This is a genomic window from Pontiella sulfatireligans (assembly GCF_900890705.1).
In the GTDB taxonomy this organism is placed as follows: domain Bacteria; phylum Verrucomicrobiota; class Kiritimatiellia; order Kiritimatiellales; family Pontiellaceae; genus Pontiella; species Pontiella sulfatireligans.
Genome location: NZ_CAAHFH010000001.1, coordinates 840,687 through 866,269, shown reverse-complemented (window position 1 = coordinate 866,269; position 25,583 = coordinate 840,687). Strand labels below are relative to the sequence as shown.

Annotated in this window: 11 protein-coding genes; 10 read left to right on the top strand and 1 reads right to left on the bottom strand. The window is 52.8% G+C overall.

What is annotated here, in order from left to right:
* Window position 1: 1 nt before the first annotated feature.
* On the top strand, window positions 2-1,885 hold the full coding sequence (locus SCARR_RS03125) for an arylsulfatase (RefSeq protein ID WP_136060058.1): 1,884 nt from the start codon (window positions 2-4) through the stop codon (window positions 1,883-1,885).
* A gap of 129 nt (window positions 1,886-2,014) precedes the next feature.
* On the opposite strand, the gene ltrA is transcribed toward SCARR_RS03125, so the two are convergent.
* Complete coding sequence (gene ltrA / locus SCARR_RS03120; RefSeq protein WP_136062094.1) at window positions 2,015-3,286, bottom strand: group II intron reverse transcriptase/maturase; 1,272 nt, start codon at window positions 3,284-3,286, stop codon at window positions 2,015-2,017.
* Between the two features lie 1,370 nt (window positions 3,287-4,656).
* Here ltrA and SCARR_RS03115 point away from each other — a divergent pair.
* The 9 genes from SCARR_RS03115 to SCARR_RS03075 all read left to right on the top strand — a co-directional run bounded on the left by SCARR_RS03115 (window position 4,657) and on the right by SCARR_RS03075 (window position 25,543).
* Complete coding sequence (locus SCARR_RS03115; protein WP_136060057.1) at window positions 4,657-7,977, top strand: fibronectin type III domain-containing protein; 3,321 nt, start codon at window positions 4,657-4,659, stop codon at window positions 7,975-7,977.
* A 136-nt stretch (window positions 7,978-8,113) separates the two neighbouring features.
* Complete coding sequence (locus tag SCARR_RS03110) at window positions 8,114-12,013, top strand: CBM96 family carbohydrate-binding protein (protein ID WP_136060056.1); 3,900 nt, start codon at window positions 8,114-8,116, stop codon at window positions 12,011-12,013.
* A gap of 89 nt (window positions 12,014-12,102) precedes the next feature.
* Window positions 12,103-15,900: a hypothetical protein gene (locus SCARR_RS03105; protein WP_136060055.1), complete on the top strand. Its 3,798-nt coding sequence runs from the start codon at window positions 12,103-12,105 to the stop codon at window positions 15,898-15,900.
* Between the two features lie 153 nt (window positions 15,901-16,053).
* A complete protein-coding gene (locus SCARR_RS03100) occupies window positions 16,054-18,993 on the top strand; it encodes a CBM96 family carbohydrate-binding protein (protein ID WP_168432944.1) in 2,940 nt (979 codons plus the stop codon).
* Window positions 18,994-19,046: 53 nt separating this feature from the next.
* Window positions 19,047-19,397, top strand: a complete 351-nt coding sequence (locus SCARR_RS03095; protein WP_136060053.1) for a hypothetical protein — start codon at window positions 19,047-19,049, stop codon at window positions 19,395-19,397.
* Window positions 19,398-19,509: 112 nt separating this feature from the next.
* Entirely contained in the window at window positions 19,510-22,488 is a 2,979-nt protein-coding gene (locus SCARR_RS03090; RefSeq protein WP_168432943.1) for a sensor histidine kinase, read from the top strand.
* 4 nt (window positions 22,489-22,492) lie between these two features.
* Window positions 22,493-23,161, top strand: coding sequence for a response regulator (locus SCARR_RS03085; protein ID WP_136060051.1), 669 nt, complete (start codon window positions 22,493-22,495; stop codon window positions 23,159-23,161).
* 452 nt (window positions 23,162-23,613) lie between these two features.
* Window positions 23,614-24,363 carry a hypothetical protein gene (locus SCARR_RS03080; protein ID WP_136060050.1) on the top strand — a complete coding sequence of 250 codons (750 nt, stop codon included), beginning with the start codon at window positions 23,614-23,616 and terminating at the stop codon, window positions 24,361-24,363.
* A 427-nt stretch (window positions 24,364-24,790) separates the two neighbouring features.
* The gene (locus SCARR_RS03075; protein WP_136060049.1) at window positions 24,791-25,543 is read left to right on the top strand and encodes a PEP-CTERM sorting domain-containing protein; all 753 of its coding nucleotides are present in this window, start codon (window positions 24,791-24,793) and stop codon (window positions 25,541-25,543) included.
* The last annotated feature ends 40 nt before the right edge of the window (window positions 25,544-25,583 follow it).

Here is a 25,583-nt window from a genome sequence, read left to right as displayed (position 1 = left end):
AATGAAAAAAATAGCGCATACGAATTGGAAATGGACGCGATTGTTCTCGTTGCTGTTGCTGGGGTGTGGGGCCGTGTTCGCGGCGCAGAGGCCGAATGTCATCGTGGTGATTACGGATGATCAGGGGTATGGTGATTTATCGTTCACCGGAAACCCGATTGTCAAAACACCGCAGCTCGACCAGTTTGCCGAGCAGAGCATCCGGCTGACGAACTACCATGTTGATCCAACCTGCTCGCCGACCCGCGCAGCCTTGATGACGGGACGCTATTCCGACCGCGCCGGCGTCTGGCATACGCTGATGGGGCGCAGCCTGCTGCGCGCCCGCGAAACCACCATGGCCGATGTGTTCGAAGCCAATCATTATGCCACCGGGTTTTTCGGAAAATGGCATTTGGGCGACACGTACCCCTTCCGGCCGGAAGACCGCGGGTTCCAGCATGTGGTGATGCATGGCAGTGGAGCCATTGGGCAGGCGGCCGACTATTGGGGCAACGACTATTTTAACGACACCTATTATGTGAACGGCAAGTGGACCAAGTTTGAGGGTTATTGCACCGATATCTGGTTTTCCGAAGCCCGGAAATTTATTCAAACCTGCGCAACGAAAAAGAAACCGTTTTTCATCTACCTCTCGACCAACGCGCCGCACCAACCCCTGCGGGCTCCTCAGAAATATTTGGAGATGTATCTGAACAACCCGGGCATGGAAGGCCACCAGGAAGCGATTCCCTTCTACGGAATGATCTCGAATATTGATGATAATTTCGGGGTGCTGCGCGCGTTCCTGAAACAAGAGGGGCTGGAAGAAAACACCATCCTTATTTTTACCACCGACAACGGCAGTTCCAAGGGGTCGGGGATCTACAATGCCGGAATGAAGGGCGGAAAAGGGGTGGCCTTTGAGGGCGGGCACCGCGTGCCGTTTTTCCTGCGCTGGCCGGAAGGAAAGCTGGTCGGCGGAGCGGAGGTGGATCAGATCACGGCGCATTTGGACCTGCTGCCCACCTTTATTGATCTGCTCGATCTGCAGGCCCCGTCCATTGAGTTCGATGGAACCAGCCTGGTCGATGTGCTTCGGGGCGATAAGAACAAACTACGGGACCGAACGCTTGTGGTGGAATCGCAGCGCGTTATGCATCCGGAAAAATGGCGCAACTGCGCGGTGATGCAGGGCGGCTGGCGGCTGAAAGACAAGGATCAGCTGTATAATCTGAAAACCGATCCGGGGCAGGCCGATAATATTGCGGCAAAGCATCCGGAGGTGGTGGAGCGGCTGCGCGGAAAGTATGAAGCATTCTGGGCGGATGTTTCGGCAGAGCACAATCTCGACAGCCGCTTGGCAATTGGAGCAGCGGAGCAGAACCCGACGGCCCTCAATCCAATGGATCAAATGACGAAGGAAGGCTATCCGGCCTTCAACCATGGGGCGGTTCAAAACAAGGCTCCCTACGAGGCGCCGTGGGCAATACATGTTGAGCGTGCCGGCAACTATGAAATCTCCATCCGTCGCTGGCCGGCTGAGTATGATCAGCCGATCAACTTTCATTCGTCGGCCAAAAAGGCGCTCGGCGCGAAGACGGCCTATCTGGAGATCGGCGATCTGAAGGTGGAGCAGGCGATTCCCCAGGGCGCGAAAGAGGTCACCTTCAAGGTAAAGCTGCCGGCCGGTCCGGCCATGCTCAACACCGGCTTTGTCGCCGCCGGCGGGCAGCGCGCCGCTGCGATGTATGCCTATATTTTGAACACGGATATTTTCAAGGGAAACCAGCAAGGGTGGCAAACCCCAGCAGGTCTCGGCCTGCCGCTGGTTGATCCGGCCTCGTTGCGCCATAAAGACGTCCCGCCCCTCAATGCCAAGCTCGGCAAGAAGGCCACTCATTGACTCTTGGGGGAGGGCCTTTCTCAAAATCACATAAACAAATCGAGTAGGACAAGGCTGAGTGATCAAGCTCAGCCTTGTTCCTCTCACAGAACCGTGCGTACGGACCTCGTACACGGCTCCTGTTTACTTTTATCCCCGATTCAATGGGGAAAGCGTTCCGGTCTCTACTTGATCGGCCGGGAACAGCCCGATCTCGTTGAACCAGCGGTTGGGCATCGCCATATGGGCGAGCTGGCAGGAGGCGTTGCGCCAGGAGGCCATTTTGATCCGCTTAAACTCTCCCTTATAGCCCAGTTGCCTGAGCCGTCGATGGAGCTTTTGCGGTTTCTTCCACAGCTTCATTTGTATGGCGCGCAACCTCCGTCTTAGCCAACTCATCAGCTTCTTCAACTCCGTCTTGCAGTTCGCAACCTTAAAATAGTTCACGAACCCGCGCAGGACGGGATTGAGGTCGCGGATCACTTTGGCAAGGTTCACGGGCGTGTTTCTGCGCGTGACGGCTTTGAGCTTGGCCTTGATTCGGGCGATTTTCTTGGCCTGTATTTTCGTATAGGTCAAACCGATCTCCACTCCCAGAAAGGCGACGCCCTCCTGCAACTCGGTCACATGCGTCTTGCGACGGTTGACCACGAGCTCGAGCTTTCCTTCAAGGTAGTCCTCGGCCACCCGAAGTGCGTTTTGTGCGCCTTTCGGGCTACCCTTGAAAATCAGAATGTCGTCCGCATAGCGGACGATCCGGTGCCCTCGTCCCGCCATATACTGGTCGAATTCGTCCAGATAAATATTGGCGAGAAGCGGACTGATAACTCCGCCCTGCGGGCTTCCGGTTTCCGTTCGAGCAAACAGGCCATGGTTCATGACTCCGCTCTCCAAGAACATTCTGATGAGCGCAAGGATACTGCCGTCAGCCACCTTGCGCCGTACCGCTTTTAAGATCAGATCATGATCCAGCAGATCGAAGCATTTACTCAAATCCATATCCACCACATGCTCCAACCCCTCCTCGCGCATTCGTGCGGTTGCCTCGGCAATCGCTCCATGTGCGCTTCGTTTGGGTCGGTAGCCATAGCTTCCGGAATGAAACCCTGCTTCAAAGATCGGCTCAATCGCCATCTTCAATGCCTGCTGCACCACGCGGTCGCGCACCGTCGGTATCCCAATCAAGCGGATCCCTCCATCCGGCTTTTCGAGCTCCACCCGTTTCACGGGGCTGGGTCGATAAGCCTTTGTGCGCAACGCCTCAAGAAGTTCGGCGATATTTTCCGACTGGTTCAGCGCAAAGCCTTTGCAGGACTGCCCGTCTATTCCGGGAGCTCCATTGCTCGACTTCACCTTTTTAAACGCCCGTTCCAACACACCCGTGTGGAGCAAGCGATCATATAGACTGTACCAAACCCGCATCCTATCGTTCATCCTTTCTTCTTTGTGCTTCGCTCCGTCCATCTTCCGTTTTCACGATCTCGTTCGGTTCTTCAGCGGGCTTCCAAGGGCTTTTATCCGATTCAACGGCAATATGCCTCTTCCGCAACGCCTACTCCGAAGGAACAGTTTGCCTCCAGCCCGCTCGTTCCCGAGTTCGCCAAAGACCACTTGCCCGTCTTTCGACGGCTTACCTCCCCGAAACCGCGCCCCGTCAATCAACGCAGCTTTCAAGTAAACTTCACCCCTTCACATCCAGCCGACGCTTTTGGCCATCGACCGTCCCCGCGAACAAGTCGCGGGTCAATCCGGTTTTACCCTCCACACCCTCACGGGCTTTCACAGGCCGGATCTTCATCACTACTACGGGCTCATCTGCCACCCTGCACGCTTCGCCCAGCTCCTTGAACTTCTTCTTGGAGCCAAACTATTGCGCTCTCGCACAAACCATGCAGGGCTTCCCCGGTTATGACTCCGGCTCCCTGTGAACGATTCCATCCTCAATCACAAACGCAGTCTGTCCGAGTACCAGGCTTCGCGCTATTTTGCACGCTTACCTTCTGCGCCTGCCGAATCAGGTTTACAATCGCTATGTACCGTTCACTTCCTATCGCTTCCTTCAGACCCTGCCGTTACCAGCAACGCCCTTGCGATTCAGATTTACTTCCCCTCGGACGGGGTGTTATCGCTTTCTTTCAGGCGACTGGGTTTGCCGGCTTTGCCGGGCAAACAAAAAACCGAACACCTTTTGGTGCTGGGGTTAATGCCAAATCCGTAATGCCACGTTCAAATTCTTCTCGGATTAAATTTTATCTCACGCAAAGGCGCAGAGGATGCGGAGAGAAATAAAACACGAAGGCACAAAGGGCTCTAAGCATTACTGTGAGCAAGGAACTTTGTGTTCTTCCTGTCTTCGTGTTTAAAAATACACCTCTACGTTTTTGCGCGGATATAATTCCGTATCCACCAACATGCTCGGCACTATTTGTCCACATGGGCGGAGGCGAAGAGCGACCGAGCTTGTCCACAATTCCGGAAGCGGCGTCGATGTTGTAAACAGCGATTGAAAAGCTCAATGCCGTCACCGACGATTCTTTGGGCAACGGATTTAATGTCTCGCTACAACATGTTGTAGTGGGCACTACAACTTCCATAGTTTGATTAAAATCTAGACGTGTGGTTTGAATAGAACTGTAGCAGTGGCAGAAGGTTGCTGGATTTGACAACGCACTTGATGTACTGGGTGCGGCAAGGCAAGGAAACAGAGGAGGAGGGTATGAGACGACGTTATTTGAAGGTAGAGGTGGAAGACACGCTGAAGAATAGACGGTAAACAAACACAAGGAGACGGGATGAAAATAAAAAGAGCAATAATGGCCGTGCTAGTGGGCATGGGAATGATAAGTGCAACGTGGGCAGACTCCACGATCATCAACACCGGCTTTGCCGCTGGCGATGGATATTCCGATGGCGATCTGGCTGGTCAGACCGATACTACTGGCGGAGGGGGCATCTGGACGCAAGCCTCGGACACACTGCCGAATGCATTCAACGTTGATGCCACGGCCGGCATTGCCGAGAATGAAACAATCGCGGTGACCAGTGGAGCGCGTACCGTGTACTTGAGCGGCGCCACGATTGGCAACGCGGCCAAGGATGAATGGACCACGGTGGTGGACTTTACGCTAAAAAGAGATGCCGCCGAAGGTTGGGCGAATGCGTCCATTTTCACGTTTGGTCTCTCGCACATAGCTACCAACGCGCTTAGCTTGAGCGGTCAATCGGATTTGACGTTCTCAGTTGGTACCGAGTTTTCTGACAACAACATTGAAATTAAATCCAGCGTGGGCGATCTGTCCAAGCTGAAACCCATCGAGGCCGGATGGGACGACTCAGGTGCCGGCGCAACCGATTTGGAGACCGAACCTCTTCGCCTTACCGCTGTTCTGCGCAAGACCAGCGCCGACGGTTATTATGAACTGAGCACTACGCTTGAAAACCTGACTACGGGCTCGAACAGTGTGAGTATGCTAGGGGTAGTTAGTGCAACAAACGCCTACCAGACTGCGCAGTACTATCTGCTTCAGAGCAGCCCCGCGTTGCAGAGCGGCGCAGCAAGCGATTATTTCACGGCATCCATCGATAGCCTGAGCACGGTGCTGACGAACAATGTGGATTTATCCGAACTGGTTGCTCCCGTGGTTGCGGTCGTGCCCGGTGTTGGGCAGGTGGACCTCTCGTGGGATTCCATCGTTGAAGCCGACCAGTATGTCGTGCAGCGTACCGCCGCCAACGTCGGCATTGGAGGACCCTATACGGATGTGGTGGCCACCATCACAACCAATGGCTATCAGGATACAGCCGTGCTGAACGGAAACCTCTATTATTACATTGTAACCGCAACGAACACCGCGACTGGCGTGTCGGCCGATTCCGACCCGGTCGCGGGCATGCCTGATGCACCCGCGGCACTCGTTACGGGCGCCTTCATCGACACCACGTTCACGAACACCGCCATCTATGCCAATGGCGACCTAGCCGCTCAGGACAAGTGGAGAGCCAACTTCAATACGCTTGCTAACGCCTTCACCGTAGAAACAGCGGGCGACGGTTTTGCCACGGGTCTCTCGACCGTGGCGAATACAAACGACGCCACGGTATTCTGGCGGGATTATTCCACCAACAATGTAGGAGCTGTGTGGAGCGGTACCCTTGGTTTCAAGGTATCCGTTGCCAATGCCCCGACGGTTGAAAAGGTTGTTGGCGGCGTGACCAACCAGGTGGCTGTGTTGACCGCCGAGGAAGCGATCTTCGATTTTGGCCTCACTTCCAATACGGAAGGCGCCCGGACTGATCCTGACGACTCCGACGATGCGGTTATTACGCTCTATCAAGGCGACGACGGCGAGATTCGGATGGGCTTGAATGCCCGTTACTGGAGCCTGGCTGATTTTGGAGATAATGGCATTCAGCTGACAGCGGAAGAACTCGGCTGGGATCCGGCATGGAACAACCCGAGCAACAGTGTGCCGGACTTCCAGACCGATCTGGTCGAGTTGGAGTGGAGCATTCGCAAATCCACAAACGAGGATTATGCCTACAGTTCAACAATCATCGCAACGGTTGGCGGCAACAGCATTACCAGCGACGTCAAATATTGCACCGGCGCCTACAACGCGGGCACGCTTTGGGAAGCAACGACCGCCAACTTTGTCATGGCGCACCAGTCCCCGAACCCTGACCTGACCGAAGTTTCGGTCGATTATGTGTCGGTCGCGCACACCAATGCAAGCGAGGTTCCGATCATCGCGCCTAGGAACCTTGCCAGTTCCATCGGCAACCTTTCGGTGAATCTTGCTTGGGCCCTCACAGGACAAGAGGCAACAGGCTTCGATATCTACCGATCGGCAACGAATGAATCGACCTTTATTCTGTACGAATCCAATGTTACCAACGCGCTGCCCTACCTCTACGTGGATGCCGGCCTAGACGATAAGCGGGTTTATCTCTACAAGATCAAGGCCAAGTTCCCCGGCGGCGACAGCGACTTCTCCGAAATAGAGGCCGTCCGCGCCCTAGGCGTCAGCAATGCCCTTGGATACGATCCGAAGGGCGCCCTCACGGGAGGCGCGTTTAATCTGTCGAAAGGAACGGGTATCGTTTCCAACGATGTGGTTCTGTTTACCGGTGGCGGCCTGAACGGTTCGTGGGTTGACGAAACGTATGTAAAAGATTGGGAAGCCGGAACGGATACATGGGATACCAACGCGGCTCCGCTGGTTTATGGCTGGGTGCAACATGATAACAACGATGGCGGCGCTGCCGGCATGTTTGTGGGTGTGCGGGATTCCGCAACCCAGGACAATATTCGAATGAAGTCCCAAGGGAATGCCAGCCTGTTGTATGTCAACGGCGGTCCGCTTGATGCGACGGCCCAGACCTATACCCTCGAAGGCAAAAGTGCCAACTGGGATTCCACCGCGCGTCCTGCTGTCCGGAACGGAAGCACATGGTATGCCTGCGATACGGTATTCAACAACAATGTCGACCAGTCGTTCGGCGACCTGTCGACATTGAAATGGGCTTCGTTCAGCGCTCCGGCGCCGGGAGATACCTTTGTGACCATGCCGGCATCAGGCGATGCAGCCTACACCACCCGGTCGCTGGACAATGTGACCGCCGTTGGCTGGCTTCGCGAGCATAACGAGCTGGATGCCAACAGGTCGGTTGCCTATATCCGTTTGCTGACGGGGACAACGACAACGGCCTATGAAAACTGGACGTTTGGTTATGGCATCTACAACGAAGATGCCTCCTCCACAGGCGACTACGATAACGATGGTATCAACAACGTCACCGAATGGGGGCTGGGTGGTAATCCGGCGAATGATGGTAACCAGGGAATTCAAAACCATCCGTACGGGGTGGATGATTCTGGCGGCTTCATCTATATCCATCCGGCATTGGAGTCGTGGTTGACCACGGGCGAACCGACCTATACCGTGCTGGAAAATGCCAATCTGGTTCACACGGACTTCACCGATGAATCCTCCTCCTACACCATTAACATTGGTGGCGAGTGGTCATCTAACCGAACAGATTTCGTGACAGTCACGAATATCATCCCAGCTGCGGATGCGGTTAAGTTCTTTGGCTTGGAAGTCACGGAATAGTCCGTGCAGCAGAAGATGCACCTCAAAATTTGGGGTGCATCAAGATCAACCCCGTCGGTTCCCGGCGGGGTTTTCTGGATGCAGGGTTGAACTATTTAGTAACGGTTTTGTCATACACTCAATAAGAGGCGATTGAATGAAAGTAAGCAGAATAATATTACCAGCGTTGTTAATGTTGATGACTTCCATCAGCTACGCCGCACCCATTGATGATGTCACATTCTATGATGCGTCAGTCGAGACGCATGCCGTGGTGACCAATGTGCTGGGCTTCGGTGTGACGAACAATGGAACCAACGATAATGACAGCGTTGCTTTTCAGGCGGCGATTGATTATGTCGCGGCTCAGCCGGGCGGCGGTGATCTGGTTGTTCCGGCCGGCGATTATGTGCTCAGTGGAGTATATCCCAAGTCAAACGTGCATATTCTGATCGATAAAGATGCGACGCTCATTCTTCCGTATGGATTCATGTTCATTTATGAGTCGGGCGGTGCCACGCCGCTGACCAATCTGAGTATGCGGGGGGTAGGCGGCAAGTTTACCGTGCTGTTTCCCTCGTTGGAGGATCAACCGGCTGGGGTTTCGGATGAGGACTGGGCTGTGGTGGTCGAAGAATTCAACTCAGGGGCATCCCGTTTTATCAAGGTACACAATGTTCACAACTTCTATTTAGGCAATTTTCATGTCATCGGGAACTACATTAAGTATTCCACTGTGATCTTAACGGCGGAAGGAAACAGCTTTGAAAACGGCGGGTTTGCCCACAATGGCACCATCGAAAACATCAGTGCGGATCGGCAGAGTGTCGGCTACGGCCTCATTCAAATCCACGCGGCCGAGTCGGTGCTTGCGATCAATCTTTGGGTGGATGGAGGCGTCTGTTTCCGGCTCGAATCAGGCGTGGGATCGAATGATCAGTTTGGCGGTCTGAACAATGTCTATGGTCGTGATTTGACGGCCCTCAATTCGTTGGGGGCGATGCTCGTCGGACCGCATGGCCACCAGAATGGCTATATTGATGTCGATGGTGTCGTGGTCAGTAACAGTGTGCGCGGGGTAGGCGGATCGGACGGCCATGTGGTGGATCGCTATACCAATTATGATGTGCTCCCCGGGACATATGCTAATGGCTCCATCCTTAGAAACGTGGAAGTCTACTTCGGAACAAACGCTCCGCTTTCATCGAAAAGCCTGAGCACGGTTGCGCCGGATCTGCAGCATCTGATTCGCTCGGATATTGGTCGTCCTTATAGTGCTTCGGATTATCTGGGACCGTCTCTTTATGGCGGAGTCGACGGGGCTCTGATGTGGGATTTGGAGTTTGAGGGAATGAAGATTCACGGCAACGGGCTGCAACGCTATGCACCGATTTCCACCGACTACGAAAAAGGCTACGGAATCACCGAAGAAAATTTTCATTGGAAGGATTTCGGGCTGACGCTCGACAGCGAATGGTGGGCGGTCACCACAAATATGAATGCCGGCGGAACCAACTGGTTGAGTGGCAATGGCGACGCCGGGCTGCTGGATACGACGGTTGCCGGGCAGGATAACCACGGGCTTAACTACTGGGGTTTCTCGCTGGAAGATGATGCCGATGCCGATATTGAATCGGATTTCCGGTATTACCATCAGTCCGGAGGAGATGTCGGCACAGGTATGGACCAGGCGGCTTTCGGGTTGATGCTGAGTACGGACGCAGATCCAGCTTCGGGAACCAACCGCTTCAGCGTGTTGGCTAATCAAGGTGCTGGAATCGGCCTTCTGGGTCACGCCGGAGATCTGGCCGCCCACACAAACCTGAATGTTGATACCTCATTAGGCGGTTGGAGCGACTGGTTCCGGCTGAAGTGGCATATCGACCAAGGCACAGTAAACTATCAAGGAACCGCATCACTTTACGATAGTGCCGGCAATTTGCTGTTTACCGGCCCGACTACCGACCTTGGCATTCCGAACGGTACAAAAATCTGGGCCGGATACACCACAGGCCCGAACAGCGGGGGCGGAACGGTTTCCAGCTTCAGTGGTCTCGGTGCGGTTCAGGTGGATAATTTTCACTATGAAAAAGGGTTTATCAATGATGTGCCGGTCTGGGTAGTAGAGAAAGCTCGCATGTATACGATGGTGAACACCCCGCTGGTCACCTCCTTCCCGGTAAACAGCAATCTGCGCGGATTCATCCACGAACCCGATGGCACCTATGTTGTGTACTCCAAGCTTTCCGGGCCTGACTGGCTCAGCATTGATGAGAAAGGAACTCTCCAAGGAACTCCGAGCCTGTTTGATATCGGCGAAAATGAGTTCACCATCCTGATCGAAGATCCGGAAGGGCTCTCGGCTACCGGCCAGGTAAGCGTTACCGTCAGTCCCTTATCCGGTGGGTCATTCAGTCTGCTGCCGATTGATGACCATTCTGTGGATTCTCTGAATCCGACAAACAACATCTTAGAAGGAACTGGTCGTGCGTTGACCGTTCAGAAAAACCGGAAAGAAGCTTTCTTGAAATTTGATCTCTCTGCAGTTAGCGGTGATGTGGTGACGAATGCCTTCCTGCGCCTGAAGGTGAGTGATCCTGATGACAACATGCTCCAGACCGCCTGGTTTGTAAGCGACGACAGCTGGCAACAGGAGACACTGGTCTATAGTAATAAGCCGGCTTTCACCGCTGCACTGGCAAGTGATTTTCCTGTTCCTGTCAAAGACTGGTGGGTTGAGCTGGATGTGACCGACCAGATACAGAATGAGTGGTCCGGAGATCAGTTGTTCTCGATCGGGTTCAGTTCTGCGAATGGATTTAAGGCGGGATATCATTCCAGAGAGGCCATTCCCGGCTATCGTCCGGAACTGGTGGTGCAAACGGCCAATACCAATAATGCAGCGCCCGTTGACCCCGGTCGAGTGATTGTCGGCCAGGGTGCCATGGAAAACAGTGCGTACGCTGTGAACCTCAATGACGTCGTAACGGATCCGGATGAAGACACCATGTTCTTCCAGATTGTCAGCGGCCCGGCCTGGCTGAGCGTTGATCTGGACGGAACTACGAGCGGCACACCGTTGGCTGGCGATGTCGGCGTTAACTCTTGGGAGATACTGGTGACCGATGCCCTTAATGGCTGGACTCCGGCCGTGCTGAAAATTTCCGTTTTCCTCGCTGGTTCAACCGACCACTTTATACTGAATCCGACTGCAGATTCTTACGTTCGAGCCGGTGCAAAAACAAATGTCAACTATGGCACCGGAAGCTCCCTTTTGGTTCGCGGGGGCGGCTCGCGAGAGGCGTATCTTAAATTTGACCTGTCCGCTGTGCCGGGCGATGTGTTTGATGCCGTTCTTCGGCTGAAAGTGACGCCCGAGAGCAGTACGAGTCCTGACAACCAGACGGCATATTTCATCCCTGATGACAGCTGGGGTGAGACCCATATTACATGGGACACCAAACCGCCTGCCGGAACGGCACTCGATTCTGCGCTGCGTCCGGGAATCGGATCGTGGATGGAGCTGGATGTCACCGATCAGGTACGGTCGGAATGGGCTGGAGATGGGGCCTTTTCGGTTGCGCTGCATTCCTCATTGACAGAAATCACCTATTATCATTCACGGGAAGCGGATGCTGCGGATCGGCCTCAACTCGTAATAACTGCAGGTCATACAGGCTGGAGCGAGTTCATTCAGGCATACGGCTTAAGCGGTGTCGGGACGGATGATACCGATCTTGACGGACTAACGGACCTGCAGGAGTTCGCTCGAGGTGGCAATCCAACGAACCCGGCGGTTTTCGGCTCGTCTCCGTGGATCGTATATCAGTTAGATGACAACGTTGGCTTCCACTATCTTGCGCCGGCTTATATCAACCCGGGGATTACGTATCATCCGCAATGGGTAACCAATTTGGTAACCGGTCCGTGGAGCAATGTGTTTGATTTTGAAACACAAAACCCAAATCCTATGACGGATTATAATGAGACCAAACAGACCATTTATGGTGGTACAAACGATCATCTGTTCTTTAGGTTGGACGTTACCAAACCATAGTACAACGCCGTGGCAAGGTAGTCCACCCGACGAATTGCTCATCAAGTCGTTGGTGGATTGATCATCGGAATCTAATAGGGAACAGCCTGATGAAAAAAATAATCGTATTCCATTCCATATTCATACTTGCGGCAATGCCGCAACTCAATGCTGCAACGGTCTATGAAAATGACTTTTCGTCTGAACCGACTTTAGTGTTCAGCGCAGGGGGCAATGACAGCATTGCATTCGGAGCATCCGGTGCAGTGGATCAGGCAAATGGGCCGGTAGTCTATGCCACGAATGGCCAATGGGTGGTTTCCGACAGCGGCACGGATCCGGTTTGGGATAGTGTGAATGAAGAGCTTGATATCATCAGCAATAATTCCGGACGCCGGGATGGTTACGGGATCTTTATCGACACCTCCTCAGCGACGGTCGGCACTTTTTCTGTGTCGTTTGATGTAACCTATTTTTCCGCAACAACTGGAACCAATATCTATTGGGGCCTCTTTCAGGGATGGGATACCGACACCGGAAATATACTTGCCGATATTCGGCTGAATCATGCAAGCGATCTTTTAAACATAGATGTTGAAAACGGCGCAAGTGTCGCGCAGGTCGACGCAACCCAATCCTTTGACGGCACGGGTTCGTTCAGCTACGATTTTTATGTGTCCGAGGCGGGCCGCCCCGGCGACTGCGTTGCCCTGTTTTTTACCAAGAAAGATAACGATGAAATTGGATTCTCCATCGATAATGTCGTTATCTCAAATACACCGGCGCCTCCGCTTACAGGAATGGCCAGCTACGATACGGGCTACACCATACTGCAGGTCCGCACGGCCACAAACGCCGGAAACTATATTGTCGCCAGCAGCTACGAGGGTACCGTACTGGGCATGGCTATCGACGGAACCATGCTGTGGACCAACGCTCTTTCGGGATTCGTGAACCACGATATCTACTGCGAAGACCTGACCGGCGACGGCGTGGATGAAATCCTTGCTGCCAACGCCGAAGGAAGTATTTACTGCATGGACAGCTCTGGAGCAGACCTGTGGTCGTTCAAGACCAACAACGCCCTGATGAATGCCGTTTGTGTGATTCATTCGAATACCACCCCTTATGTTGCCTGCGGCGGCTTCGACAAAAAGTTGTATTATTTAACCGCGTCAGGAGAGCACGTAAAAACCATCCATTCCTCCACCTATTCGCAGGACACAACGTGGGGGCCCAACGCACCGCCGAACGGCGAGCACAATGTCAATTTTTTGCGGGTGCAGAAATATGCCGACGGATCGGAAGACCTGGTCGTGCACAGTACCGTCGGTTGGTCGTCGAAAGGGCACTTTTATTGGTTTAAACCATTGGCTGACCTGCCGTATCAAACGGACAAAGTGGACAAGGATTTTGCCACCGACAACCACGGATACATGTCGGAGCACGATACGGATGGTGACGGCACCAATGAGTTCTTCATGGGCAGCTCAGGCCATCGCGGCTCGGCCTGCATGACCAAGTTTGACCCGGCCAGCCGAACCTTCAGCCTGTTTAAAATTTTTGATGCGTTTTCGCTCAATCCCTTCGGCGACACCCACTACAAAGTGGCCGAGCCCGTTATTATTCCGGAAGGCACAAACAGCTATCAGCATTTGATCCTGCACGGCCATCATATTCTGCTGGTACCGCCGAATATGGATACCAACACTACGGAAATCGTGGAGTCCAGCTATTCCTTCTACGATGTGCAGACGCATCCCGATGATCCGGCAAAGCTCATCCTGGCCAGCGAGCAGAGCGGCGGCAGCTGCATCCATATTCTGGATACGGGCGATCCAACCTGGAAAACCGCATACGCCAACTTCACCCCGCCCGGAAAGATCGCAACCATCCTAGCGAACACCGATAACGTTTGGTCGAATCTGACCTCCTTTGCCCAACCCGCATGGGAAAATCCGGAGCCGGTCTTTCTGATGACCGGCGATGAGCTCAACGGCCTTGATGTCCATTTTCACGATATCACCAACAACTATACCAGCCCGGTCATGCTCAACTGGCTCGGTGCCCTTCAAAAACAAACGACCAACTGGCGGACTTCCGCAAACGGGTTCACCAATGAAGAATACCGAACGAGGCTGAAAAACGGAATCTCGGGATACACGCTGACGCAGCAGCAGGCGATTGATCAGTTTACGCCGCACTATGCCGGCGTGCCGGGCATCGCGGCCTGGTTCGGCCACGGCAACGATCCAAACTGGTATCAGCCGGAAACCATAAAGAGCATCATCGACAATGCGGCCGGAAAGAAGACCGTCATGTTGTGGCCGGAATGCGGTGCCGATTCATCGACGAACTTTACCTTCGTCCTCGACTATCTTTTCCATCCCGTCGCAACGCATGCCAACAGCAACAATGCCATTGTTTACTTCCGGGCGAAGAGCCCGCAGTGGCAGTCGGATGTCTACCGCCCCCACTGGAACCGATTCCTTTCCGGCGAGTTTGCCGACTCCTTTGTGCCCGCTCTGGAAGAAACAGGAACCCGATCTGCCGACCTGAGTGTCGCCGGCCGGATGGGACTCTGGCAGAGCGGTGCCGCCAACAGCTGGGGTGCGCGGGCGGTTCCCGACAACGCCAGCTACTACGGCCAACGCAAGCATGCCAATCAGCGGTTGCTGAATCATTTTCTGCGTAACTCGGTTTACAACATCGCCTGTGGTGCGCAGTACATCAATAACTTCGATGCAACCGATGAATACATGAGCATTCTCTGGGATCTGATTGCGAAGGGGGCACTCTTTGTTCCTCAGCGCTCCGAGATTGTGAGCATCAATCCGGTATATCTGGGAATGACCGAACCGGATCCGCGTTTTGACGGAAGCGATCGGCAGGAAAAATTTAACACTTGGTACGACGAGGTATGGGAAGCAAACAATCCGATGGTCATCAGCCGCAAGGGCACGGAATGGGCGGGAAGCCCGGTATCGGATTGGGACTTTTCCCGCTATGCATCGGGAGCCAAGGAAAGGCGGATGGACTTCTTGCCTTCCTACCCGAACGGCCTGGTGATGATGGCCCCGCCGCAGCAGGGCGCCTTTGCCGATACCAATGCAGTGCGTGGTGCAATGACCGAGCATATGCACCCGATGTATAAGAACATCATGCAGGAATTCAACACCGACGGGCGCTATTTTATTTCCTCGGACGGAACAACCACGAATACGGCCGATACCTACCACACCACCGTTTCGAACGCCATCGCCAGCGCCGCCGCGCAGTTGCCGCTCACCGTCTCCGGCGGCGAAGTCGCGTGGGTTTGCGCGCAGACTTCACCCAACCATCTGCGCCTGACGCTGATCGATGGCGGCTATCTCAATCCAAAAGCCCGGACGGCAACCGTGACGTTCAACACCGTCACTCCAATCACCATAACCGATGTGCTCGACGGAACAATCTTCAGTGCATCCGGCGGAAGCGCGACCATTGATGTGCCGCTCGGCCTGTTCCGTTTTATCGATATAGAACTTGCGGCTCCATTTTTCCCAAATAATGGATGGGGCGATTTTGCAAGCAAGCATGGGTTAACGGGCAACACATCGACCGACTGGGATAAAGATGGTCTGGTTGACTGGGGTGAATATGTAATCGGCGGGAATCCGACCAATTCAACGGATGTGGGAATGCAACCGCTCTTCGATGTGGCTTCCTCAAACTATATTTTCTGCCTCATCGGAGACGACAGCCTTAGTGCTCTTGTGCTCACCAACTCGGATTTGGTCGCTGGCAACTGGGGAACGAATGGTCTTCTCATATCGGTTACTTCAACCAATGGGTTGCTTGGCAGCTATACCAATACCGTCGATACGACGGGTGAAAAGCTGTTTCTCAAGCTTCAGGTCGATAATTAAAATTAGGTGCTTTAGTTATAGGGGGTGCATATAACCAATCCCCTCGTAACCCAATGGGATTGTTGCGGTAAGTAAAAGTGACCACTAATTGGATATAAAAGAGGAACTATGATGTTACAAAAAAGAGCTATCGCACTGTTGGTTGTGATGAGTATGTCTTTGTGCACATATGCATTCTACGATGCATCCTTTGAAACGCATAACGTGGTCACGAATGTAATGGATTTCGGTGCCGTGGGTACTGGGCTTGCGGACGATACGGCAGCGGTTCAGGCGGCGATTGACTATGTGACGGCCAACGGCGGGGGAGATGTCGAAGTACCGGCAGGAACGTACCTACTCAAGGGAGTGGAGCTCAAATCGAATGTGCATATGCTGATCGATGCGGGCGCAGTACTGAATCTTGATGGTGCGGGCACGATGATTTACATCGACGGCCATCCTGATTGGGTTGAAAACGTAAGTATTCAGGGGGTTGGCGGGAGGTTTACTGTTAATTTTTCGCAGGGTGTAAGCGGAACACGGTTTATCCAGGTCAAAAAGGCCCGTAATTTTCTGCTTTCTGATTTTCACGTAAACGGGAACGTCTCTTCGTATAGCTCAGTGGTTATGGGTGTCAGTGGTTTCGATGAGGCCACACGCGCTATGGCAACCCAGGGCACCATGCGAAATGCGAGTATTAGTCATTCCTCGTATGGCTATGGTCTTATTCAGTCTCAAGCATGTGACTCGGTGTTGTTCACAAACCTGCATGCCAATGGGGGGGTAGCGCTTCGCATGGAAACCGGTTGGGACAAGATGGGTAATCTGCAATACGGTGGCGTGTTTAATGTTGTCGGGCGGAATATTTCTGCAGAAAACGCAAAAACGGCCGTCATGATGGCTCCGGTTGGCCTTCGGCAGGGGTTGGTTGATATCGATGGGGTATATGCAACAAATTGCGCCGCAGCGGTTACTATTGCGGCTGGCGGTCTTCGCAAGTTGTACAATCCGGACATCTTTCCTGGGTCGTATGCTGAGGGCTCATCGGTTCGCAATGTAACGGCTGTTTTTGGACTTACCGCGCAATATAAGTCGCTGCCTGACGATATACCGGCTGAATATGTCAACTTGTTTTCAAATGTGTCCCATGATGTGTGGGGAGCGCCCTGGATTGGTCCATCACTCTCGGTTGTGAACAATGATAATGAGCGTGTGAGCGTTTCCAATGTGAGAGCGGTTGGGTTTGAATATGTGCCTCCGATTACAGGAGCAGGGTATGCCCTTGTCGAGGAAACATTCTTCAGCACAAACTATGCTTCAACCATTGCCGGCGACTTCTGGTCTGCAACGACCAACCTTGATCCGGGGGGTACCAACTGGATCAGTGGAAACGGTTCGATTGGCCAAATGAATATGGCGGTTGCCGAAGGCGAAAACCATGCACTCAAAACCTGGGGATTTGCGCTGGAGGACGGCGAAGATGCCTCGATCTCTTCCGACTTCCGATACGACCATCAATCCGGCGGCGATAGTACCGCCAGCCTGAATGAAGCGGCGTTTGGTCTACTGTTCAGCACGGATCCGGACTCTGCAACCGGATCCAACCGCTATTGCCTGCTGGGCAACCAGGGCAGCGGGCTGGGATTCATCGATGATGCACTCAGCGAGGTCGCTCATACCAATCTGAATGTTGATACCGCCGTCGGCGGTTGGAGCGATTGGTTCCAACTTACATGGAGGATTGAACAGGGCGCGGTGAATTATCAGGGAACACCGTCGCTTTACGACCAAAGCGGTGCATTGCTCTACACCGGACCAACCGTGGATCTCGACGTGACGAACGGAACCATAATCTGGGCAGGTTATACAACGGGCACGAACAGCGTCGGTGGAAGCATTTCCGGTTTCAGCGGCCTTGAGCAGGTTGAGGTGGATAACTTTGTTTTTGAAACAAGCTATATTAATGAAGCCCCGGTTTGGCTTGAAGCACCGGCTCGTCTGTATGCAAAGGTCAATACGGCATACACCAATTCATTGCGGGGATTGGTGCTGGAACCGAACGGTAAATTGGTTAAGTACAGCAAGCTGCAAGGACCTGATTGGTTGAGCGTTGAAGAAAGCGGTTGGATTACAGGAACACCGGGCGCGCTAGATATGGGGGCGAATGAGCTTGAACTCGTTGCAGAAGATTATGAAGGGCTCGCTTCGACGAATACGTTGATCATGACCGTCAGCTCGTTGAGTTCGGGGTCGTTCAGTTTGCCGCCGGTTGAGGATGCCACCGTACGAGGTCTCAACCCTACGGATAACTATGGGACTGGCCGTACAGTCGGGATACAGGATCATAGTTCGAAACAGCGCATCGCTTATTTAAAATTTGATCTGTCTCAAATTTCTGGGGATCAGATGACGAATGCGTTTCTGCGTCTTAAAGTCACTGATCCTGATACGAGTATGGTTCAAGCTGTTTGGTCGGTTTCCGATGATAGTTGGCAGGAAGATGTGATCACCTATTCAAATAGACCTCCTGTAATTTCCTGCGCGTCGGGTGCCCCTGTTCCGGTTCCGGATCTCGGCTGGTGGGTGGAGCTGAATATTACCGACTATGTTCAGGCAGAGTGGTCGGGGGATCAGGTGCTTTCGTTGGCGGTAGTTGCATCGAACGGGTTCCAGTCAGCGTACCACTCTAAAGACGATATGCCCGGGCACCGCCCGGAATTGGTAGTGCAGACGATTCTCACCAACGCCGCTGTCAATACCGGATGGAATACCTTTGCTTCGACATACGGCCTTAGCGGGGTAAAAACAAATCATTCGGACAGCGACGGCTTGAACGATTGGGGGGAGTATGTCTTTGGCGGAAGCCCGACCAATTCGGCAGACCTTGGGCTGAAGCCCGTATTCGATGCAACTTCGTCTAATTATGTCTTCTTCCTTATCGGAGACAGTAGCATTGATGCCTACGTGCTCACCAATTCGGGTTTGGTAGGCGGAAACTGGGGGACGAATAGATCGGTAACCGTTACATCGACCAATGGCTTGCTGAGTGGCTACACCAATACGATTGATACCTCGAAGGATAAGTTATTCATCAAGCTGTTGGTGGAATAGCATGCGGAAATGAGAAAATCCCCCGTGGGGGGCGGGAGGTTTAAGAATATGGTTTGAGCGGTGTTGCAACGAACGATTTCGACTACGATGGTGAATCTGACATCTATGAATATGCACTCGGTGGGAATCCAACGAACGGCAGCGTTCAGGGAATCGTACCGCCTATCACATATCACCCCGGAGACGATGTCCGTTTCCAATATCTGGAAGTGAATAGTTCTAATGCAGGGATAAACTATCTGGCGGAGTGGTCGGAGAATTTGTTTTCCAATTTCTGGAACGGCAGCTGGGATTGGTCAACAAATGCGGTGTCGGGCACTCCGGGCTATGACGAAGCTGAACGCCGGATCTATGGCGGCACAAACGACAACCTGTATTTTCGGTTAAAAGTCAGCCAGCCCTGATTCAACTAGTTGCCGTTCAGGGCTGTTATTTTTATGAACAACCCTTTATAGTTTGCAGACTATGCAATCGGAGAAAGCAACAGTCAGGGTATTAACCATTCGGAAATCCAGTTTGGGTTTGGTTTTATCCATTTTGCTCTGTGCTCCTTTAACCGTCCTTTCTCAAGGGCAGGATGGGGTTCGTGAACGTGCTGACTATCGCACCGTTTTTAAGATTGATTTTCAGGATCATGAGCCGGGCCGTTGGGAGTCAAAGTATGGCACAGGCCCGCTGGCTGACTGGGGATTTGCCCATGTGGTGAGCAATACGGAGAATCCCGCCGACAAATATATTGAACATCGGCCGGGGTTTACGGCCAATGGCGGCACGCTGGATTCCAACTGGTGCGGACAATATTTTACCAATGCTGTAGCGCACCTTAAACCCGGTCAGTCACTGCAGTTAAGTTTGGATTACAGACAGTTCGCGCGAAATTCGCTGGACGGCGTGAACATGTTCGATTGCCACGTCACCACATCTCAGGGAGGGAGCGGGAACTATCCAGAAAAACTCCTCTACTTTGGTAAAACAACTTTTGGAAATAGACGGGCGGGATTCAGGCTGGCACAATCGCCTCCGCTGAAAAGCGGGGCTTGCCCAGACGGCTGTTTGACTGTGGCTTTGAAGCCGCTGGAATACTGGAAACCCAACTTATGCATCAACCTTAACGATATTGGTATTTCGGGGCTTGGAACTGCAGATGCGGATATTGAGAGCGATGAGCTTCGCTTAACGTATACCTTGAAATATTCCCAGACGAACGCTCCGTTGGAAAGTGTTCTCGTGGTCTCGAATAAAGTTACGCACCAATCATGGGTCGCGGAATCAAACCTTCAGAACAGCTACCTAGCGCGCATCCCCAAACTGTTTCTAGGTATCAACGCCGATACCGAGATGTCGGGGGATGAAGGATTTGAAATAGATAATGTGGAGTGCCGGATTCTTCATGAAACCTATCCTCTCGATGAGTTTCTGACAGCTGTAAAAGCAAGCAAGGGAGCCACGTTGGACGTTGAGGGTGGTTTTGCGCCGATTGTGGAGCCAGAGTGTCAATCCGGCCTGTCAGGATTGAATAATGAGGCCTTGCTCTCCATTCCTAAGACGTTGAAGCGAATCCATGATCGGCAGAAGCAGCTCAATTCGGAACTGTCGCTTTTGCCGAGTCTGCAGGAGCCGCTGCAGTTTGATGCCTACGGATTTCATGGGGGCTATCTCCCGGCATTGGCTGAACTTCCTGAAAATCCTCGCTGGACGGTGGATCTTCAGTTTTCGGGCGGCGCTCACGTGCACGAGATTATTTTAGTTCCGGCCATTGATCGGCGGTTCAGTAGCTTGAACAACTATGGTTTTCCGCGGCGCTTTAGGGTATTGCAGGTCTTTCCCGATGGAAGCACACGCGTGGCCAGGGAGTGGGTCGATACCGACTGTCCCGATCCGGGACGCATGCCGCTGTCGATCGATATGCCGGATCCCTCTACGGGCAGATTTCGAATCGAGGTTTTGCGGGGAAGTGAGGAGAACGGTAAGGAACTGTTTGCGCTCGATGAGTTTTACGCGGTGGTCAATCAGGAAATTTTCAAGGCCAGAAAGGTCGATGTGCATTCGGGGTTCGAATCACGGCCCTACTGGGGAAAACGATATTTGACCGACCAAAAAACCAGTCTGGGATTGCCGGTAGATGTGGGAGGGGAGGGAACGGGTACGTCGCCGGGCGGAGATTATGCGATCATATTTAACTCGCCTCCCACAAATCCATGCATCCTTGAGGTCGATCTTGGAGCAAATCGTACACTGGGTTGGATTGATCTTTTCCCAGCCCTCCCTCCAGAGGGAATCCTGATTCCCGGCTATGGCTTTCCCGGTAAAATTTCTCTAGAGATGGTGCCTGAAACAGAGGAGGGAAAGCGGGGAGAGACCATCGATGTGCAGACGGCCTGGGGAAGGGGAACCTCTGGCGGCCATGTAGTGCAGACTGCCTGGGACAAGGGAAATCCCGGCAACAATGTTGTGCGACTCCAGGGCAGAGGAATATCAGGACGTTGGATACGATTGATACTCAACGACTTTCCGGTTCATAACGGCCAACTGACGTTTGCATTAGGGGAAATCAATGTCTACCGGTTCGACGAAACCTATCCGATTGAGCGCGTGCATCTCGAAGGATTCCCGCCGGGGGCTGAGGAAGATGTCCGCCTGCTGATGGATCGAAAGTCAAACGGGCGTCCGATTATGTTCCTGCTCGATTGGCTCCATAAAATCGAACAGCGAAACAGGTTTGCCCGAGAACTTTCCGGAATATCTGCGGAGGCTGAAAAGCTGGAACTACGGTGGTGGTTCTTTCTGAAGGTGGTGGCCATTGCGATTGCTTTGTTGGTTGTGTCGGGTGCGCTGGCAATCGCCCTCGTTGCTGTGATACAGCGGCGTCGGCATGCGAAGGCCTTGCGCCAACAGATTACCCAGGATCTACATGACGACATCGGAAGCCGGCTCAGTGCGATGTCCCTGGCATCGACCTACCTTCGGAGAATTTCAAAAGACGAGCGCGTGCATGAACGCAGCGGTAAGATCGAGCGAATGGCGCGCGAGATGCAGGTGGCTTTGGCCGATGTTTTGTGGTTCACCAACAGCGATACCGATTCCCTGCAGGAGTTGGTGGCCCGTCTTTCGAACATCGCTGAACAAAGCGTTCGGCCTGAATTATTAAAGCTGCAGGTTGTTCCGCCGCTGGCTCAGATTCCTGATTCCATAGTGGGGGTTCAGTTCAAACGCGATCTGATGTTGCTGTTTAAGGAAATGGTCAACAATGCCGTCAAGCACGCGGAGGCCAGCGAAATTCGGGTAGAGCTACGGTGGGACAGGTCACACCTGTCCGTTACCGTAGCGGACAATGGCCGGGGATTCGATGTCGAACACGAGCACGAACGGGTGCGTGCCCGCCCACACCTTGGACTCAACAGCATGGATCGGCGGGCAAAACGTCTTGGCACAAAACTTAGTATTGATTCCCAGCCCGGCAAAGGTTGTACTGCGTCGCTTAAAATAAAGGTATAATATTATGACTTCTCCATCTAACTCCTTCGGCAGCGCACTGATTTGGATTGTTGAAGATAACGATGACTATCGCGAACAGCTGGCGGACCTGCTCAGCCTGGATGCATCGATCAAGTGTCCGAATACCTTTGCGAGCTACGAAGAAGCCCGCGAGCAAATGGAGTCGGACGACACGTTGCCGGACATCATGCTGATGGACCTGAATCTGCCCGGCATCCACGGCATCGAGGCCATTCGTGAAATGAAACAATCACATCCCGCTGTGCAAACGGTGGTATTGACCGTGGCCGGAAATCGCAAGACCGTCTTCGAGGCGCTGCGTGCCGGGGCTGCGGGCTATCTGCTGAAAAGCGAACCTTTCGAAGGGATTCTCCAGCATATTCACGAGGTGATCGAAGGTGGCGGTATTCCGCTGAGCAGCTCCGTTACACCCTACATCCTCGATGTGCTTAAAATGGCGCCTGCCACGGAGAAAGACAGTGATCTCACCGACCACGAGATCCAGATATTGGAAAAACTGGCCAACGGCCAGAGTCGCAAGGAAATCGCCAGCGAATTCAATGTGGCTACCGTTACCATCGATTACCACCTGCGGAACATCTACGGCAAGCTGGGGGTTCACTCCACCTCCGGTGCCGTCGGGCAGGCCTTCCGCAAAGGGATCCTTAAATAAGGTTCATGGCCGATTGTTGTAAGCGGGGGCGGTGACCCCGTTTCCTTTTTTTTAAACATCATATTACAGCGGATCCGGAGTCATCGTCGTCGGCTACAACAGTGCTAGCAGCGCGCTTATTTTGGGCTTCACGGCTTTTAAGTGGAGGGCGACGCGTCGTCGGAGCCATTCTATGCGCTGGCTCGGACAGAGCCTCGCCCTCCAGTTTCCGTTCATGAAACATCCGCGTAGCTGTTTTGGAGCTAAAACCATGCGCATAGATGGAATAAATTTCCGCATTTCTCCTTGCCTGGCTACAAGATGTTGTAGCAGGAACTACAACTTCCATAGTTCGCCCGTGAAAACGGCCTGTGGTCTAATCAACCTGTTCAATTGGAAGTATATAATTTCCAATGGTTGGACACAGCAGTTCGAATATCCGTGGTTCACGGGTGCGACAGGGGAAAATAAAAATGAAGAAATGGATTACTGCATTAACTGTGATTGCTGGTGTGTTCAGCGCGCAGGCGTCGCTTATTGTTAATGGAGGAATGGATGCTGCTGTACTTAAAGCAGCTGATTTTACGTTTGACGTTGCTGGAGCTTACGACCCGGTCTCAACGACTAGTTTAGCCAATCAAATCTCTCTTTGGCATGTTGATCAGGGATGGGTTTCCAAAGGCGGATGGATAACAACCAGTGGGGTGGCAGAGAAGGATGGGACAAAGACAGTTTATGGTCTTCGGCAGATTTCCTCTGTTGGCGCTGAGACGGGTAATAAACTTGTTGTTAGTTTTGACTTCATCGCGGCTGCAGGAACGGAAATTGGTGTTTCACTGTTCGGGTGGGCAGGTGACGCAAGCGGCTTGGCCGACAACGCAAAAATAATGGATTCCCGTACCAGCTTAAGGATCAACCAATTCTCAGGTATGACCGATTACGATCTCCTGACAGGAAATACGGGTAACAATCCAACTACAGCCACTACCTTGACGCAAACCTTGGATGGCGTATCCCAAACACATAGTTTTTCAATTAACCTGACTGGTATAAGCGACATATCAGACTTAGATTATTTCGGCATTAACCTGGCAGGTGACTATGCGGACGCTGCCGTTCAAATTGATAATGTTAGCGTAACAGCAATTCCGGAACCGGCCGTGCTGAGCATCGTTTTGGCAAGCGGTATTGGCATCCTTTTTCTTAAACGCAGATTCCAGTAGCGCAAGGCGCTGGAGTCTAGATAAAGTCGCCCTGTTTTGGGCGGCTTTTTTTATTCATGTCCCGATTCCGGGGAATACTTCTGCTCGTAGACGCGTACGTCCTCGTCGCGTTTCCTCACGTTCGGCTCTGCGGACGCGCGCGCCCCTGTATTGCAGGGCGCGCAAGCGACGAGGCGTCGCTTCCACGACACAATCCACCATCTCCCCGGAATTGAACCATGAACCTTTTTGTTGCCGGTCATGCAATCGCGCAAGGGGACTACAAGATGTTGTAGCGCCAACTACAACTTCCATAGTTCGCCCGTGAAAACGGCCTGTGGTCTAATGATGCTGTTCAATTGGAAGTGTATTCATTTTCAACGATTGGACGCAGGAGTTGGAATATCCGTGGTTCACGGATCTTGTATAACTAAAAAAGGAAAACAAAATGAAAAAATGGATTATTGCATTAACGGTGGTGGCTGGCGTGATTAGCGCGCAGGCAGCCCTCTACACAGAGACGTTCGACTCAAACGTGAAGAACGGATCTTCGTTCAGCCTCGGAACCGACCCCAGCTCTGCAAACTCATTTGGCTTCTATGATGTCGACACGAAGCTTGGCACCTACGGTTCGGTGCTCGGCTCGGTGACCAATGGAACCTTAAAAATGAAAGAGTTCACTGCTGGCGGAAACAGGACGAGAGCTACAGGCGTAGCAATTGATCCGACCGGGCTTACGGCCGGAACATGGGACATATCTTACGGCATCAGTGATTATAGCAATGCCAATGCGGTAGACGGCGATCAGATCCTCTTCAATGTGTGGCTGTTCTCCGGTGTCAGCGGAAGCTCAAATAACTTTGTCGATGTCGACATGTTTGAAAACAGTTTTATCAATGGATCCATTATAACGGCAAATGGAGCCGCGTCGGCGGTTCAGCTTATTACGGGCGATGTAATTAACGGTAACGGCACCTACAATACGACTTTCACTTTGGCTTCTGATGTGGTTGCTGGAGACTATCTGTATCTGGACTGGATTTCGAATTCCACATCTCAAGAAACCGTAGATACAACTATCCCAAGCTATGCACTCGATAATGTTATTGTTGCTGCTGCCATCCCGGAACCGGCCACGCTTGGATTGGTTGCCGCGACAGGAGTTGGCATCCTATTCATTCGCCGCAGAATGATGCTGTAATAAGCTGATTCTTTGCCGGATAAAAACCGCCCTTTTTCGG

Coding starts and splice junctions, on each gene's coding strand:
- SCARR_RS03100 (WP_168432944.1), top strand. CDS start 16,054: ATGTCTTTGTGCACATATGCATTCTACGATGCATCCTTTGAAACGCAT.
- SCARR_RS03125 (WP_136060058.1), top strand. CDS start 2: ATGAAAAAAATAGCGCATACGAATTGGAAATGGACGCGATTGTTCTCG.
- SCARR_RS03110 (WP_136060056.1), top strand. CDS start 8,114: ATGAAAGTAAGCAGAATAATATTACCAGCGTTGTTAATGTTGATGACT.
- SCARR_RS03085 (WP_136060051.1), top strand. CDS start 22,493: ATGACTTCTCCATCTAACTCCTTCGGCAGCGCACTGATTTGGATTGTT.
- ltrA (WP_136062094.1), bottom strand. CDS start 3,286: ATGCGGGTTTGGTACAGTCTATATGATCGCTTGCTCCACACGGGTGTG.
- SCARR_RS03080 (WP_136060050.1), top strand. CDS start 23,614: ATGAAGAAATGGATTACTGCATTAACTGTGATTGCTGGTGTGTTCAGC.
- SCARR_RS03105 (WP_136060055.1), top strand. CDS start 12,103: ATGAAAAAAATAATCGTATTCCATTCCATATTCATACTTGCGGCAATG.
- SCARR_RS03115 (WP_136060057.1), top strand. CDS start 4,657: ATGAAAATAAAAAGAGCAATAATGGCCGTGCTAGTGGGCATGGGAATG.
- SCARR_RS03075 (WP_136060049.1), top strand. CDS start 24,791: ATGAAAAAATGGATTATTGCATTAACGGTGGTGGCTGGCGTGATTAGC.